This is a genomic window from Flavobacterium sp. RNTU_13 (genome assembly GCF_046614455.1).
Lineage (GTDB): Bacteria > Bacteroidota > Bacteroidia > Flavobacteriales > Flavobacteriaceae > Flavobacterium.
On record NZ_JBKJHB010000003.1, the window covers coordinates 156,611 to 171,974 of the forward strand.

The window sequence follows — 15,364 nt, forward strand, 5'->3', positions numbered from 1 at the left end:
TATGAAAATTTTTACTAAAGCTGTCGGCTTTAATATAAGATTAAGAGTTTAAGGGTGTTGATAAAACCGCGATTTTGCGATTTAATGAATAAATGATCGACCAAATAAAATAAGATGTGCTTGGCTTACATCAGCCTAAAACTTAAACGCATAGTTTAGGATGTTTGCACCCATTTTAAGTGCTTTCGTACGTACGTCGGCAGGGTCATTGTGCACTTCAGCATCTTCCCAACCATCTCCTAAATCCGTTTCGTGGGTGTACAGCAGTACAAGCCTTCCTTCTACAAAAATACCCCATCCATCAGGCGCTTTACCATCGTGTTCGTGTATTTTTGGTAGACCCTGAGAAAATACAAACGGCCCTTTAAAAATTTCATGGCTGGCAGGTATGCGTATCAGCTCTTTATCAGGGAAAATGCGTTTTATTTCGCGGCGTATGTACTGATCCATACCGTAGTTATCGTCAATATGCAAAAAACCACCCGATGTTAAGTAGTTGTGCAGGTTGGTTATGTCATTGTCGCTAAATACAACGTTTCCATGCCCCGTCATGTGTACAAATGCGTATGAAAATAAATCAGGGCTACCGGCCTCAACCACCGCAGTCTTTGTATTAATTTTTGTGCCGATGTTCTGGTTACAAAATTTGGCCAGGTTAGGCAAGGCGGTAGGGTTACCATACCAGTCGCCACCCCCGGAGTATTTTAAAACCGCTATTTCCTGAGCCGAAGCGAACAGGGGTAAAGCAATGAGTATATAAAGGAGTTTTTTCATTTAATCGCTTTGTTTTACTGTAAATATAGTAAACGGAACCAGAAAAATTATATTTCGTTACTCATTAACAAACGCCACACTGTGCGCTGCTACCACAGCAGCGGTTTCGGTACGCAGGCGTGTATTTCCTAATGACACCGGAATGTAGCCCAATGATAATGCCAGTTCGATTTCTTTGGTAGAAAAATCACCTTCCGGGCCTATAAGTATGGTTTGGCTTTCTTTTGGAGCCAGTTCGGTTTTAAGGAGTTTTTTATCCGTTTCCTCGCAGTGGGCTATAAACAGTTTGCCCTCGTGTTGTTGCTTTACAAACTGGTTAAACGCTACAGGTTCGTTTAATACCGGCATATGGTATTGTAACGATTGTTTCATAGCGCTCTGTATTATTTTCTCAAAACGTTCGGCTTTAAAAACCGTACGTTCGCTATGTTCGCAAATAATGGGTGTTATTTCGCTTATGCCTATTTCTACCGCTTTTTCCAGGAACCATTCGTAGCGGTCGTTCATTTTTGTAGGAGCCACTACCAAATGTAGCCTATATGGCATTGCCTCTGTGTATGAAGAGGAATTGAGTGTTACCTCGCATCGTTTTTCTGTAGCAAATGTTATGGAAGACGTAAACAACCAGCCTTTACCATTAGTTATATAAATGGTATCGCCGTCTTTTTTGCGAAGTACCTTTACAATATGGCGGCTTTCTTCCTTGCCAAAAACAAATGATTTGTCTTCAGGTTTAATATCTGGTGCGAAAAATAACTGCATTATAGTTCTATTCGGGCTTTGCTGGTTACACTTTGGTCGTTAAATTGCTGTTCTAAATATTTGTGGTAGCCTACAATGCCTATCATTGCGGCATTATCTGTAGTGTATTCAAATTTTGGGATGTAGGTTTTCCAACCATACTTTTTCTCGGCCGCTTTAAGTGTATTCCTAATACCACTATTTGCTGAAACACCACCTCCAATAGCTACCTGGGTAATACCGGTTTCCTTAACCGCCATTTTTAGTTTATCCATAAGTATGTTGATTATGGTATACTGTATAGAGGCGCAAATATCCTCCATATTATTCTTTACAAAGTCAGCATCTTTCTCAAGGTTTTTCTGAATGAAATAAAGAATTTGGGTTTTTAGCCCGCTAAAGCTGAAGTTAAGCCCCGGCACTTGTGGTTTGGTAAACGGAAAAGCTTTTTGGTTACCCGTTTGCGCGTATTTGTCTATAAGCGGCCCTCCTGGATAGGGCAGGCCAAGAATTTTGGCACTTTTATCAAATGCTTCGCCTACTGCATCGTCTGTAGTTTCGCCAATAACCTCCATGCTAAAGTAACTGTCTACGCGTACAATTTGAGTATGCCCGCCGCTTATGGTCATAGCCAGGAACGGAAAAGTAGGCTTATCATACCCTTCTTCTGCAATAAAATGTGCCAATATGTGTGCCTGCATGTGGTTTACCGCAATAAGCGGCACATTTAGTGCCATTGAAAGCGATTTTGCAAATGATGTACCTACCAGCAGGCTGCCCATAAGACCCGGCCCCTGTGTAAAGGCCACCGCGCAGAGCTGGCTCTTCTTTATTCCGGCCTTGCTTAGTGCCACGTCTACAACCGGCACTATGTTTTGCTGATGGGCGCGGCTGGCGAGCTCTGGTACTACGCCACCATATTCTTCATGAACGTGCTGGCGCGCCACAACATTACTCAGTACTTTATCGTTAAGCAATACAGCTGCGGCGGTATCGTCGCAAGAACTTTCTATTGCCAGTATGTATGAGGCATTTTCTGCCATAAAGCGGTATAGATTTTGAGTTTATAAAAAAGGGTTAAAGCAGGATAACCAACTGTAAAAATTCCTACTTTTGCCACTAACGGGACACAAATCATTTTGGAAGACAAAGTTAAGACAAATAGCCGTTTCAAAAAATTTAAAAAAATATTGCTCCGCTCCCTGCTGGGGCTTTTGCTGTTTATAATAACTGTGGCTATTTCTTTACAGGTTCCGTACGTGCAAACCCAGTTAGCTCACTACGCTACCACAAAGCTAAATGAGCAGTTTAAAACGCATATCTACATAGATAAAGTTGCGGTAAACATATTCGGGGGCATTAAGCTTAAAGGCGTGCTTATACGCGACCACCATAATGATACCCTGGCGAGCGCTGATTTTATTAAGACCAATATACTTAGCTTTAAAAAAATAACCGAAAGCCAGTTGTATTTCGGCAAACTTAGCGCGCAGCATTTTAATGTACACATGAAAACCTATAAAGGCGAAGATGTAAGTTCGCTTGATGTGTTTATTAAATCCTTTGACGATGGGAAGCCCGGCAAAGGTAAGTTCCGTATGCATGTAGGCGATTTGTTTGTAGCGGGTGGCAGGTTCAGGTTAACAAATGAAAATGCGGTTACTCATCGCGTGCTGGATTTTAAAAAGCTATCGGGCCATGTAAAAGACTTTTATATAAAAGGGCCAAGTATTTATGGTTCCATAAAAAAACTTACGCTTCAGGATCACAGAGGCCTGTTTGTAGATAATCTTGCGGCTGATTTCACATATACCAAAACTAACATCATCCTGAAAAATGCGGAGCTTAAAACAGCAGAGTCTGAACTGAAAGGTGATGTAAAGCTTACCTATCAAAAAAAGGATATGCGGGATTTTGTAAACCGTGTACGTTTTGATTTTGATGTGCACCGCGCTACGGTAAGCAGTAACGAGCTAAACTTATTTTACCCGGAGTTTGGTAAAAACCAAAAATATTATCTGTCTGCTAATTTAAAGGGGCCTATGAACAACTTTGTTCTGCACAACCTTAAACTTTTAGATGACAAAGGTACTGAGATTGCAGGTACGATAAACTTTAGGCACCTGTTTGGTAAAAACGGCCCGGGTTTTTACATGAACGGTAATTTTAGCCACATTACTGCAGAGTATGGTAACCTGCGTACCATAATGCCGCGTATATTAGGGAAGAGCTTGCCGGTAGTACTTGAGAAATTCGGGCAGGTAGACATTGTCGGCGAAATAGAGCTGACGAAGCAAAACCTAAAGACTGATATGTACGTGGTAAGCGAGTTAGGGGAGGCTGATGCTATTATGAGCATTAAAGACTACAACAAGCCAAACGACGCGCAGTATGAAGGTAGGATAGAACTCGAAGGTTTTAACATTGGCGCCATTACAGGCGTAAAAACAGTTGGCCTGGCAACGCTTCAGGCAAATGTTAATGGTAAAGGATTCAGAAAAGAATCATTAAATACTACTGTAAAAGGAAAAGTTGACGGTTTTGCGTTTAACGGATATAATTACAAAAACATTACGGTAGACGGATTGTTTAAGTGGCCTTACTTTAAAGGTCGAATGAACAGTAACGACCCTAACCTGCTTATGAGTTTTGACGGACTTGTAGATATGAGCAATTACCGTAAAAACTATGATTTCCATGCGCAGGTAGATTATGCTGATTTAGCTAAACTCCGTATAATGAAGAAAGACACCCTGTCTATATTTAAAGGAGACTTGCTGTTTGAGGCATCGGGTACTAATGTTAATGACATTGCCGGAACGCTCCAAATATCGCGGCTGTCTTACCAGAATAGCAGGGATAGTTATTATTTTGAAGATTTCTTTATCTCGTCTTCGTTTGATGACAAAAACGAAAGGACTATAACCATAAACTCCCAGGAAATTATAGAAGGCCGGGTTACGGGTAAATTTGATGTATACCAAATACCTAAGATATTTGAAAACGGGCTTGGTAGCCTGTATACCAACTATTCGCCTCATAAATTAAGGAAAGGCCAGTACTTGGAATACGATCTTACCATTTACAACAAAATAGTGGGTATTGTATTGCCTGATATTGCGGTTAGTAAGGACACTCACCTTCGGGGTAAAGTAAACGCCGATAAAAATGAATTTGTACTGGCTTTTAATTCGCCCGGTATTAGTGTGTATGATAATTCGTTTAGCAATGTAAAGTTAGATGTTAATAATAAAAATCCGCTTTACAATACGTATTTAAGTGTAGACAGCATGCGGGTTAAAAAGTATAAGATTTCTGATTTTAACCTTCTTAACATAACACGCAATGATACCCTCTATGTGCGTACGGAATTTAAGGGTGGAAATAGGGATAAGGACTCGTACAAGTTAAACCTTTACCATACCATAGATAAGGAGCATAATTCGGTAGTAGGTTTTAAAAAGTCTGAAGTTAACTTTAAAGATTTCCTTTGGTACATAAACGAGGGAGATAAAAAAGATAATAAGATTGTTTTCCGAAAAAAGATAGACAATTTTATAATAGATAACCTCAGCCTGTCTCATAACAACCAGCGCGTAGAGCTTGCCGGGGCGGTTCGTGATTCTACATACAAAGACATCCACCTTGCCTTTGATGATGTAGACCTTAATAAAATGACACCATCGCTGGACAGTATAAGCTTTGGAGGAAGGCTTAACGGTGAAATTAGCGTAAAGCAAAACCGCAACATATTTGAACCGGCAGCATCGGTTACTGTAGATACATTGCGTATAAATAAGTATGCGCTGGGCGACCTAAACCTGCAGGTAACCGGAGATAAGTCGTTCCGTAAGTTTAACGTAAACGGTACCATTAACAGAGACGACCAAGAGACATTTACGACATATGGTAATGTAGAGATAGTAAACAAACAAACCATATTGTCGCTCGATGCTATATTTAAAGATTTTGACATTAGTCCGCTTACAGCGTTCTTAAAAAATATTTTTCCTGAAATTAGGGGGCGTGCCTCGGGCAGGGCAGCTATTGTAGGTAACGTACGAAAGCCCGAAATAGATGGTGTACTTTACGTAAAAGGCGGAGGGGTTAAGGTGGGCTACCTTAATACCGACTACAACTTTGACGATAACTCTATAGTAAACCTTACCGAAGACAAAATAATTTTTGGAGGCATAGGGCTTACCGATACAAAGGAGAAAACCAAAGCGTGGTTACAAGGTACTGTAAAGCATGAAATGTTTAAAAACTGGCAACTTGATTTGTCTATGACATCAGATAAAATACTGGTGCTTGACACGCAGGAAAGTGACGAGGCGCTGTATTACGGGCGAGCGTTTATAAAAGGGAATGCTTCTATTAAAGGGCCTACAACTGCGCTTGTAATTAATGCCGAAGCCACATCAATGCCGGGTACCGATATAAAAATCCCGATAAGTAATGTAGGTAGTACCAGCCTTACAACCGCGGCATTTATCCACTTCTTAAGCCCTGCTGAAAAGGAAAACCGGCTTAAGGAGACTGACAAGCAGGTTTCAGAAAAGTCGAGGTTTTACAAAGGACTCGAAATGAACTTCGATTTTGTAGTTACCCCAGATGCTAAAATAGAAGTTATTATAGATAAAAACAGCGGACATAGCCTTTCGTCTACCGGTTATGGTAACATGCTGCTTAATATAAATACGCTTGGTAAATTTAGTATGTATGGTGATTACCAGGTACAAAAGGGTGATTACTTTTTCCGTTATGGTGGACTTTTAGATAAAAAGTTTAGCGTAAAAAGCGGTGGTACTATTGTGTGGGAAGGTGATCCTTCACGTGCAAGGCTTAATCTGGAGGCAGTGTATAAAACCACTGCAAACCCATCGGTACTATTAGATAACAGTAGTTTTAGCCGCCCGATTCAAACCGAGGTAGTTATTGCATTACAGGGAAGTATTACAAACCCTGAGCCGGATTTTACCATTAATTTCCCGGGGGTAAGTTCTGTTTTAAAGAGTGATCTTGACTATAAACTTAGTGATGCAGAAACGCGAAAAAACCAAGCGTTGGCATTGCTTTCAAGCGGAAGTTTCATAAGCCCTACAAATGCTAACACCGCAGTGTACGGAAGCTTATTTGAACGGGTGAGTAGCCTTGTAAACGATGTGCTTTCAGATAACAGCGGTAAGGTAAATATTGGAGTTAATTACGTTCAGTCGGTACGGAACCCTTATGCAGATAATTATTCACAATTGGGTATAACCCTGTCCTCTCAAATTAACAACAGGATTTCTATTAACGGTCAGGTAGGGGTACCGGTAGGGGGTGTAAATGAGAGTTCTATTGTAGGTAATATAGAGCTAAAGCTTAGGCTAAATGAGCCTGGTACGCTAAACGCGAGGGTGTTTAACCGTGAAAATGATATTAATTTCCTGGGTGAAGGTATAGGATATACTCAAGGAATAGGCTTAACGTATGAAGTAGACTTTGATACGTTTAATGAGTTGATGGTAAAGTTGTTCAGGAAAACTGTTGTTAAGAAAGACGACAAAAATAATAATCAGGGTAACGATATGCCGGATAGCGAACTGGCACCGGACTATTTACAGTTTGAAGACAGAAATCGTAAAAAGACGGGAACCGACGAGGATCGTGATAGCACCCCGATTCCGGAGACTGATTAATAAATGATTACGATTTCAATAATTTCGTATTTCTAAAAAAAGCAGGTAATTTTTTAATGAATTACCTGCTTTTTAAGTGTTATTTAACAGCCTTAGCAAAAAAACTTATTAACGAAAACGATTGAAAATTTGAAAATTCGTCAATACTTCTCAAAAGTAAATACATAAATTACATTAAATTACTAATTTTACAATCAAATACTGAAAAATGTCACGTAAATTAAAAAAAATAGGCGTGCTTACCTCAGGAGGCGATTCTCCGGGGATGAATGCCGCTATTAGGGCCGTGGTTCGTACATGTGCCTTTCATAATATAGAATGTACGGGGATTTACAGAGGGTACCAGGGAATGATTGAAGGCGACTTCAAGGAAATGGGCCCACGCAGTGTAAACAACATCATCAACAAAGGAGGTACTATCCTTAAATCAGCCCGCTCTAAAGAGTTTATGACACCTGAGGGTCGTAAAAAAGCCTACGATAATCTTGTAAAGCAAGGTATTGACGCTTTTGTAGTTATCGGTGGTAACGGTAGCTTTACCGGCGGACTTATATTTAACGCTGAGTACGACTTCCCTGTAATAGGTATACCGGGTACCATAGATAACGATATCTACGGTACAAGCTTTACCCTTGGGTACGACACAGCTCTAAACACTGTGGTAGAAGTTATTGACAAAATTCGTGATACCGCCAGCTCGCACAACAGGCTTTTCTTTGTAGAAGTTATGGGTAGAGATGCAGGCCATATAGCGCTTAACGCCGGTATAGGTGCCGGAGCCGAGGAAATTCTTATCCCAGAGGAGGATATGGGATTAGACAGGCTGGTAGAATCTCTTAAGCGTAGTAAGGCTTCGGGTAAATCATCGAGCATCGTTGTAATTGCCGAAGGCGAAAAAACAGGAAAGAGCGCTTTTGAACTAAAAGAGTATTTTGACAAAAATATGCCTGAATATGATGTAAGGGTTTCTATCCTTGGTCATATGCAGCGCGGAGGTTCACCTTCTTGTTTTGACAGGGTTCTTGCAAGCAGGCTTGGTGTAAAAGCGGTAGAAGTATTGCTTGAAGGCAAGTCTAACTACATGGTAGGCCTTATTAAAGACGAAATTGCCCTTACACCGCTGGAACTTGCGGTAAAAGGAAAATCACAAATAAATCAGGAGCTAATTAAAGTATCAGACATAGTGTCTATTTAATTGACTCACAATAATAAACAAATAACAATTACGAAGAAAATGGCAACAGTTAAATTAGGAATTAACGGTTTCGGTAGGATTGGCCGAATCGTTTTCCGTGAAACTTTCAATAGGGATAACGTTGAGGTAGTAGCTATTAATGACCTTCTTGATGTAGATCACCTTGCTTACCTACTTAAATATGATTCAGTACACGGACGTTTTAAAGGCGAAGTGGAAGTTAAAGAAGGCAAGCTTTACGTTAACGGTAAACACATTAGGGTAACTGCCGAAAAAGATCCTAAAAACCTTAAGTGGGATGAAGTAGGTGTAGATGTAGTAGCTGAGTCTACAGGTATATTTACAACTATAGAAACTGCTTCTCAGCACATTACAGGAGGTGCTAAAAAAGTTATCATCTCTGCTCCGTCTGCAGATGCTCCTATGTTTGTAATGGGTGTAAACCACGAAACTGCAACTGCAGCAGATACAGTAGTATCTAACGCTTCTTGTACAACAAACTGTCTTGCTCCGCTTGCTAAAGTTATCAACGACAATTTTGGTATTGTTGAGGGTCTTATGACTACGGTACACGCTACAACTTCTACACAAATGACTGCCGATGGTCCTTCTAGGAAAGACTGGAGAGGTGGCCGTGCAGCAAGCGTTAACATTATTCCTTCATCTACAGGTGCTGCAAAAGCGGTAGGTAAAGTAATCCCTGCGCTTAACGGTAAACTTACAGGTATGTCATTCCGTGTTCCTACTGTAGACGTTTCTGTTGTAGACCTTACTGTAAAAGTGGCTAAAGAAACTTCTTACGAAGAAATCATGGCTGTACTTAAAAAAGCTTCTGAAAATGAACTTAAAGGTATCCTTGGTTTTACAGAAGACGACGTAGTATCTCAGGATTTCGTTTCAGATTCTCGTACAAGTATCATTGATGCTAAAGCTGGTATCGGTCTTAACTCTACTTTCTTCAAAATCGTATCTTGGTACGATAACGAGTACGGATACTCAAGCAAACTTATAGACCTTGCAGCGCACATAGCGTCTCTATAATTTTTATACCTTAGTCCCGCTTTTTATAAGTTAAAGCGGGGCTTTGTTTTTTTATAAGCGTAAGTAACCCACATTTTACACTTTATCTTTAACCCAAGTTTAACCCATAACTAACCCAAACTTATACACATTATGAAACTATTAGTAGATAGCGGCGCTACCAAAGCAGACTGGATAGCCCTAGATGAGCAGGGCAACAGGCTGTTTACCACGCAAACCCTTGGTCTAAGCCCGGAAGTTATTAATAAAGAAGAAGCTCTTGAAAGGCTTGAAGCCCGCTTTGATATTTACAATAACCGTAAGGATGTAACTAACCTGTTCTTTTACGGTGCGGGTTGTGGTACAGACAGAATGAAATCATACATGAGTGGTGTTTTTCAGGAGTTTTTCCCAAATGCCGAAGTTGTTGTTAAAGAAGATACCTATGCGGCGGCATACGCTACTAACCCTACTAATGATAAAGCCATAGTGTGCATTTTAGGTACGGGAAGTAACTGCAGCTACTTTGATGGTAAAGAGCTGATACAAAAAGTACAGTCTCTTGGCTACATAGCTATGGACGACTGCAGCGGAAACCGTTTTGGGCGCGATCTTGTTCGTGCTTATTACTTTAATAAAATGCCTCAGCACCTTTCTGAAAAGTTTGCAGCTGAGTATAACCTTGATCCGGATGTGATTAAACACAACCTGTACAAGGAGCCAAACCCTAACGCATATCTTGCTACTTTTGCGAAATTCCTCATCCAGAATAAAGAGGATGCGTTTATAAAGAAAATCATTACCGATGCTATGCAAACGTTTGTAGATAACTACATCCTTCAATTTGACGACGCGCGCGAAGTGCCGGTACACTTTGTAGGTTCTATAGCATTTTACCTGAAGGCAGAACTTGAAGAGGTTCTTGGTGCTAATGGCCTTAAATTGGGTAATGTATTAAGAAGGCCTATAGATGGTCTTATTGAATACCACGAACTTAACTAATACTACATACATTCATGGAAATTGCCATTATAGCCCATGACGGGATGAAAGACCGTATGGTTACTTTTATTACCGAACATAAAGACATTTTAATGCGTCCGGAAATTAACCTGATTGCCACCGGTACTACTGGAGGCAGGGCAGAGCAGGCCGGTTTTAGCGTACGCAGGATGTTGTCTGGGCCTATGGGTGGCGATGCGCAGATTGCAGGGCGTGTGGCAGAAGGGAAAACCGATTTGGTTATTTTCTTTAAAGACCCGCTGAGCAGCCATGCCCATGATGCCGATATTAATATGCTTATAAGGGTTTGCGACGTGCACAATGTTGCCATTGCTACAAATCCTGCTTCAGCAGAATTGTTTATGAAAGCGTTGTAAACCACTTTCGTAATTAATTGAAACAAAAATGCCGCGAAATTATCGCGGCATTTTTTATTGTTATTGCTTACTTAAAGTACAGCTATCATAGATATTTCTACATTTACATCTTTAGGTAAACGTGCTACCTGAACGGTTTCGCGTGCCGGTGCGGTTTCTTCGTTTATATAACTTCCGTATACGCCGTTTATCTTGCCGAAATCGTCCATATTACTTATGAATATCGTTGTTTTAACCACGTGTTCAAAAGTAGCTCCTGCAGCCTCTAAAACGGCCTTAAGGTTCTCCATAACCTGCTTTGTTTCTTCTTCTATACTGCCACTGATTAGTTCGCCTGTAGCAGTAAGTGGTATTTGGCCAGAAGTGTAAATGGTATTGCCTATTTGAGTTGCCTGGCTGTAGGGGCCTATAGGAGCAGGGGCTTTTTCTGTAAATATTATTTTTTTCATTTCTAGGTATGTTTTTAGTTATCAGTTTATTTTCGTTTTTCGAATAAACACTTCGCTGAAGCTAAAAAGCGTAAACGTTCTGTTGTTATTCAGAGCATTTACGCTTTTTGTTATTGTCCTATAGTTCTGTCTGGTACCTGGCGTTTATCCCACTTAATATCGCTTAGTACAGATGATTTTATACCTATAAAGAACGTCCAGTACTTATTGGTGCCCATCGGTACCCAGTTAAAGTCCATACGCCAGCTAAGCAGGTCGCGTTCAAAACGCAGCTGAGTAAAGGTTACTCCTTTGCTTACAAGGTCGTAACCCGATGAAAAGCCCATTTTCCACCGTTCGGTTACATCTACGTTACCCGAAAACATTATGGAGTTGGTGGTTATGGTTCTCTTTCTGTTATTGTCTGAAAATGTAAGGGAGTAGGCTACCTTTAAATCCCACGGCAGCTTTGCATTAAAGAATTTGCTTTCGCCCGGTTTTTTCTTTTTATTTTCATCTTCGTCCTCTTCATTAAACATACTCTTCCTTTGGTCGTTCATGTTTGTAGCAGTTCCAAAAAGATCATCGGTACGCCCACCGTTCTTCGCGGTTTGGCTATCAGGGTTGTCACCTTCCAGCTCCTTACTCGAGAACGAGTAGTTCATAGTTATGTTGGCGCTGGTAAGCCTGAACAGGCTACCGCCGTTATCAATGTTATATTTATTGATAGTTTTACCCGAAGCGTCTATGGCATAGGGGTCTAGCGTAGTACCAAAGTTAATGTTCATCTTATTTTTAAACAGGTTAGTACCTGCGCTTACCCTTACGGGAGACCACGCCAGTGAATCTGCGGCAAAGTTGTAACCTGTTTGAAAGTTTAGGTTATTAAGCAGTGTAATTTTTTTAGGTTCTGTGGCTTTTTCGTCGTTATTCCTCACTTTAGCCTCAAAGTTATTGTTTACAGCAATTGTCATAGTATTAGCGTATGATCTTTGAGGAGTGCTAAAAATGTTACCTTCAAATCGGGTGTAGTCTTCGTACTTAGTGCCCGAAGCGTCGATTTGGTAAGTGTTATAATACCTTGAAAAACTTGGGGTATATGAGTAAGAAACAGAAGGGCGTACAACGTGCCTTATAGATTGTATGATTTTATCTTCACCAAAGTTAAATGTACCATAAACCGTAGTACCTATGCTGGAATTAAAGTTATAGGTGCGGAATGCGTCAAAACCTTTTACGTCGGTAGTTTCAACTTTGCTTGTTACCGTGTTAAAGCTTTTCTTTACAGTATTAAGTGTCCATGTTTCCTGATAGTTAGATCCTGCCGTTACACTGAAGAATTTAAATAGCTTAAAATTTGTGCTTAGCGGTATAGTATGTTGCATGCCGGTTTTGGCATCTCTAAACATTTCCGGTTTAAAGAATAAAGAATCAGTAGTGTTTATCCTGTTTTCTCCCCTTAAGTTGTACTGAAGGTTAAGGTTTTTTATGATACCTTTCTTCGGCTCGTCATCTTTCGCAAACGGATAAATACGGTCTACACTGGCCTGTAATGTAGGTAATGTCATGTTTATGGCCTTTGTGTTAGTGTTCTGACTGTGCGTGGCGCTTAACGACATGTTTATTTGCGGCACCGTTTGAAACGTCTTTGAATAGGAAATAGACGATTGCAGTGTGTTGTTAAGACTGGCACCTATGTTTGCCGTGTTAAGCGACTGCCTGTAATACTGGCTGGACCCCATGTTAACGCTTGCCGAAAACCTGGAATTAGGGTTCGACTTACTATCCTGGTTGTGTGTCCACTGTATGTTATAGTTCTTAGCCTTGGTATAATCAGGAAACCCACGTTCGCTTGTAATCAGGTTCTCATAACGCAGGTTAAAGCTTCCTCCAAACTTATAGCGTTTAGAGTAGGTGCTTTGCGCCCTGAGCCCATAACTACCGTTAGTATAATAATCGCCGGTTAATGCAAGGTCGTAGTAATCGCCCATGGCAAAGTAATAACCTAAGTTTTGCAGGTAGTAGCCACGTGTATTACTATCCCCATAAGCGGGGATTATAAAGCCGGACTCTGCCTTGTTAGTCATCGGGAAAAATGCAAATGGAAGCCCGAGCGGCGTAGGTACATTGGCTATCCACATATTGGTGGGGCCTACTACTACTTTTTCGCCGGGAACCAGTTTTATTTTATTGGTAAAAAAGTAATATTCGGGGTTATCCAGATTTTTAGAGGTAGTAAAGCGCGCACCACGCATAAAGTAAACCGAATCATTTTCTTTTTTGGTTATATCTGCTTTTACCCTAAACTCACCCTGATCTGTGCGGGAATTCCATACACGTGCTTTCTTGGTCTTGGTGTTAAAATGTATGGAGTCGGCTTCTACCTCGTTTGCTCCTTGTTTAAAATGAGGATATTGACTGTATTTACCGGTGCTGTCTTTCACACGGCCGGCAAAAACTTCGTCTTTATCGTATTTCATTACAATGATACCGGCGTCCAGCTCCATATCTTCCATCTTAATATGGGCTTCATTGTAAAGTGTAAGTTCTTTTTTACGTTGGTCTATCTTTTCGTAATCCTTAGCAGAACGTTTTACAACTGCGTCAAGTCCCTTTTTTTCTTTCTTTACAGAATCATTTTTTACCTGGGCTTCTTTTTTATCTGTTGTAACCGGGTTTACCTTTACGGTGTCAGTCGTTTTTTTAATGTCTGCAGATTTTTTTTTCTGTTCCTGTGCAGGTACAGAACGTCCTCTTTTCCTGCCGTCCTGGCCGTGCATTTGCACACACCCGGTAAGGAAAATTACTGATAAAACGATATTAAATAAGTTTGTGCGCAACGGTTTTAATGCTAATTTTGTAACAGTATGGCTTATTTTTTGGAGTGTCAAACTTACGATATTTTTGGTAATCTCACCACTTTAATGTAACCATAACATTAGCAGTATAATAACCACATGAAAATGAAAGTGAACACGGGAATAAAACAAGCTTTTCTACTTTTTATTATAACAGCATCATTAAGTTTTGCGCAAACGGGTGCCAAATTTCGCGTTGTTTTAGACCCAGGTCATGGCGGAAAAGATTTCGGTAGTATATACAATGGCTTTGTTGAAAAAAACATTGCGCTGAATGTAGCTCTTAAGGTAGGTCGTATTTTAGATGCCGACCCATCGGTGGAAGTGATTTACACGCGTAAAACAGATGTTTTTGTAAACATGGAAGAACGTGCCCTTACGGCAAACCGTGCTTCGGCCGATGTATTTGTGTCGTTGCACTGTAACAGCGAAACTAAGAAAACAGCCTTTGGTACCGAAACCTATTTTGTAGGTACTACAAAAAACGTAGCCAGTATAGATATGGCAAAAAGGGAAAATGCGGTACTAATGCTGGAGAAAGACTATAAATCCGATTATGCCGATTACGATTTACAAAATCCTGCGGTAATTTCAGGTGCATTTGCATTGCAGGAGGCTGTGCAGGCCAAAAGTATAGAGTTGGCAGGCAAAATTCAGGAAGGGTTCTTAGAAATTAAAAGAAAAAGCCGTGGAGTTAAGCAGGGGCCGTTTTGGTTACTCAATAAAGTCGCCATGCCCGGCGTTTTAATAGAAATGGGTTTTTTATCGTCTAACGATGAAGGATTGTATGTTAATTCTGATGCCGGGCAGGACGAGTTAGCCCAGTCTATTGCTAAATCTATCTTGGCTTACAAAAAAGAATCTGCAAGTACTACTGCTGCAGATAATACGGTTGCAATAAAGGAAAATGTAAAGCCGAAGCCCGAAACGAAGGCAGCACCGGAAACTCCTGTGGCAGCAAAACCAGAACCCGTAAAACAGGAAACCAAACCCGCAGATAAAGTTGAAAAAGCCGCAGCGGCCACCTTTAAAGTACAAATTGCGGCCAGTAGCAAAGACCTGGATTTAAAGCCTGGTAATTTTAAAGGTCTTACAGATGTTACAAAAGATAACTCTCAGGCTGTAATTAAATATTTTTACGGAGCTACCGATGATTATACCAAAGCCAAACAGCTCCTTGCAGATGCTAAGGCTAAAGGGTATGAGTCGGCTTTTATAGTTGCGTACAGAGATGGCAAGAAGATAACATTACAGGAAGCACTTAACAAATAACAGGTTTAGTAAG

11 protein-coding genes are annotated in these 15,364 nt (G+C 40.5%); 6 read left to right on the forward strand and 5 right to left on the reverse strand.

Features of this window, described 5'->3' with window-relative positions:
* Positions 1-135: 135 nt before the first annotated feature.
* Genes ACLI08_RS08905 through tsaD form a run of 3 tightly spaced genes read right to left on the reverse strand, consistent with a single transcriptional unit; the run spans position 136 to position 2,558 of the window.
* A complete protein-coding gene (locus tag ACLI08_RS08905; RefSeq protein WP_411428133.1) occupies positions 136-774 on the reverse strand; it encodes a DUF4159 domain-containing protein in 639 nt (212 codons plus the stop codon).
* 57 nt (positions 775-831) lie between these two features.
* Complete coding sequence (locus tag ACLI08_RS08910; RefSeq protein ID WP_411428134.1) at positions 832-1,536, reverse strand: 16S rRNA (uracil(1498)-N(3))-methyltransferase; 705 nt, start codon at positions 1,534-1,536, stop codon at positions 832-834.
* Positions 1,536-2,558 (reverse strand): tRNA (adenosine(37)-N6)-threonylcarbamoyltransferase complex transferase subunit TsaD, encoded by a 1,023-nt coding sequence (gene tsaD / locus ACLI08_RS08915; protein WP_411428135.1) that lies wholly within the window; start codon positions 2,556-2,558, stop codon positions 1,536-1,538. Before tsaD ends, ACLI08_RS08910 begins: the two co-directional genes overlap by 1 nt.
* Positions 2,559-2,705: 147 nt before the next feature.
* Here tsaD and ACLI08_RS08920 point away from each other — a divergent pair, with 147 nt between their 5' ends.
* The 5 genes from ACLI08_RS08920 to ACLI08_RS08940 all read left to right on the forward strand — a co-directional run bounded on the left by ACLI08_RS08920 (position 2,706) and on the right by ACLI08_RS08940 (position 10,793).
* Positions 2,706-7,199, forward strand: coding sequence for a translocation/assembly module TamB domain-containing protein (locus ACLI08_RS08920; protein ID WP_411428136.1), 4,494 nt, complete (start codon positions 2,706-2,708; stop codon positions 7,197-7,199).
* Positions 7,200-7,407: 208 nt separating this feature from the next.
* Positions 7,408-8,394 carry a 6-phosphofructokinase gene (gene pfkA, locus ACLI08_RS08925; protein ID WP_411428137.1) on the forward strand — a complete coding sequence of 329 codons (987 nt, stop codon included), beginning with the start codon at positions 7,408-7,410 and terminating at the stop codon, positions 8,392-8,394.
* Between the two features lie 39 nt (positions 8,395-8,433).
* Positions 8,434-9,435, forward strand: a complete 1,002-nt coding sequence (gene gap / locus ACLI08_RS08930) for a type I glyceraldehyde-3-phosphate dehydrogenase (RefSeq protein WP_411428138.1) — start codon at positions 8,434-8,436, stop codon at positions 9,433-9,435.
* A 132-nt stretch (positions 9,436-9,567) separates the two neighbouring features.
* Positions 9,568-10,416, forward strand: a complete 849-nt coding sequence (locus ACLI08_RS08935; RefSeq protein WP_411428139.1) for an N-acetylglucosamine kinase — start codon at positions 9,568-9,570, stop codon at positions 10,414-10,416.
* A gap of 14 nt (positions 10,417-10,430) precedes the next feature.
* Positions 10,431-10,793 carry a methylglyoxal synthase gene (locus tag ACLI08_RS08940; protein WP_411428140.1) on the forward strand — a complete coding sequence of 121 codons (363 nt, stop codon included), beginning with the start codon at positions 10,431-10,433 and terminating at the stop codon, positions 10,791-10,793.
* 71 nt (positions 10,794-10,864) lie between these two features.
* Here the strand turns inward: ACLI08_RS08940 and ACLI08_RS08945 are convergent, their stop codons facing one another.
* Together ACLI08_RS08945 and ACLI08_RS08950 are read right to left on the reverse strand one after the other, a co-directional pair.
* Entirely contained in the window at positions 10,865-11,242 is a 378-nt protein-coding gene (locus ACLI08_RS08945) for a RidA family protein (protein ID WP_411428141.1), read from the reverse strand.
* 110 nt (positions 11,243-11,352) lie between these two features.
* Positions 11,353-14,061, reverse strand: coding sequence for a putative LPS assembly protein LptD (locus tag ACLI08_RS08950; RefSeq protein ID WP_411428142.1), 2,709 nt, complete (start codon positions 14,059-14,061; stop codon positions 11,353-11,355).
* Positions 14,062-14,184: 123 nt separating this feature from the next.
* Here ACLI08_RS08950 and ACLI08_RS08955 point away from each other — a divergent pair, with 123 nt between their 5' ends.
* Complete coding sequence (locus tag ACLI08_RS08955; protein WP_411428143.1) at positions 14,185-15,351, forward strand: N-acetylmuramoyl-L-alanine amidase; 1,167 nt, start codon at positions 14,185-14,187, stop codon at positions 15,349-15,351.
* Positions 15,352-15,364 lie beyond the last annotated feature (13 nt).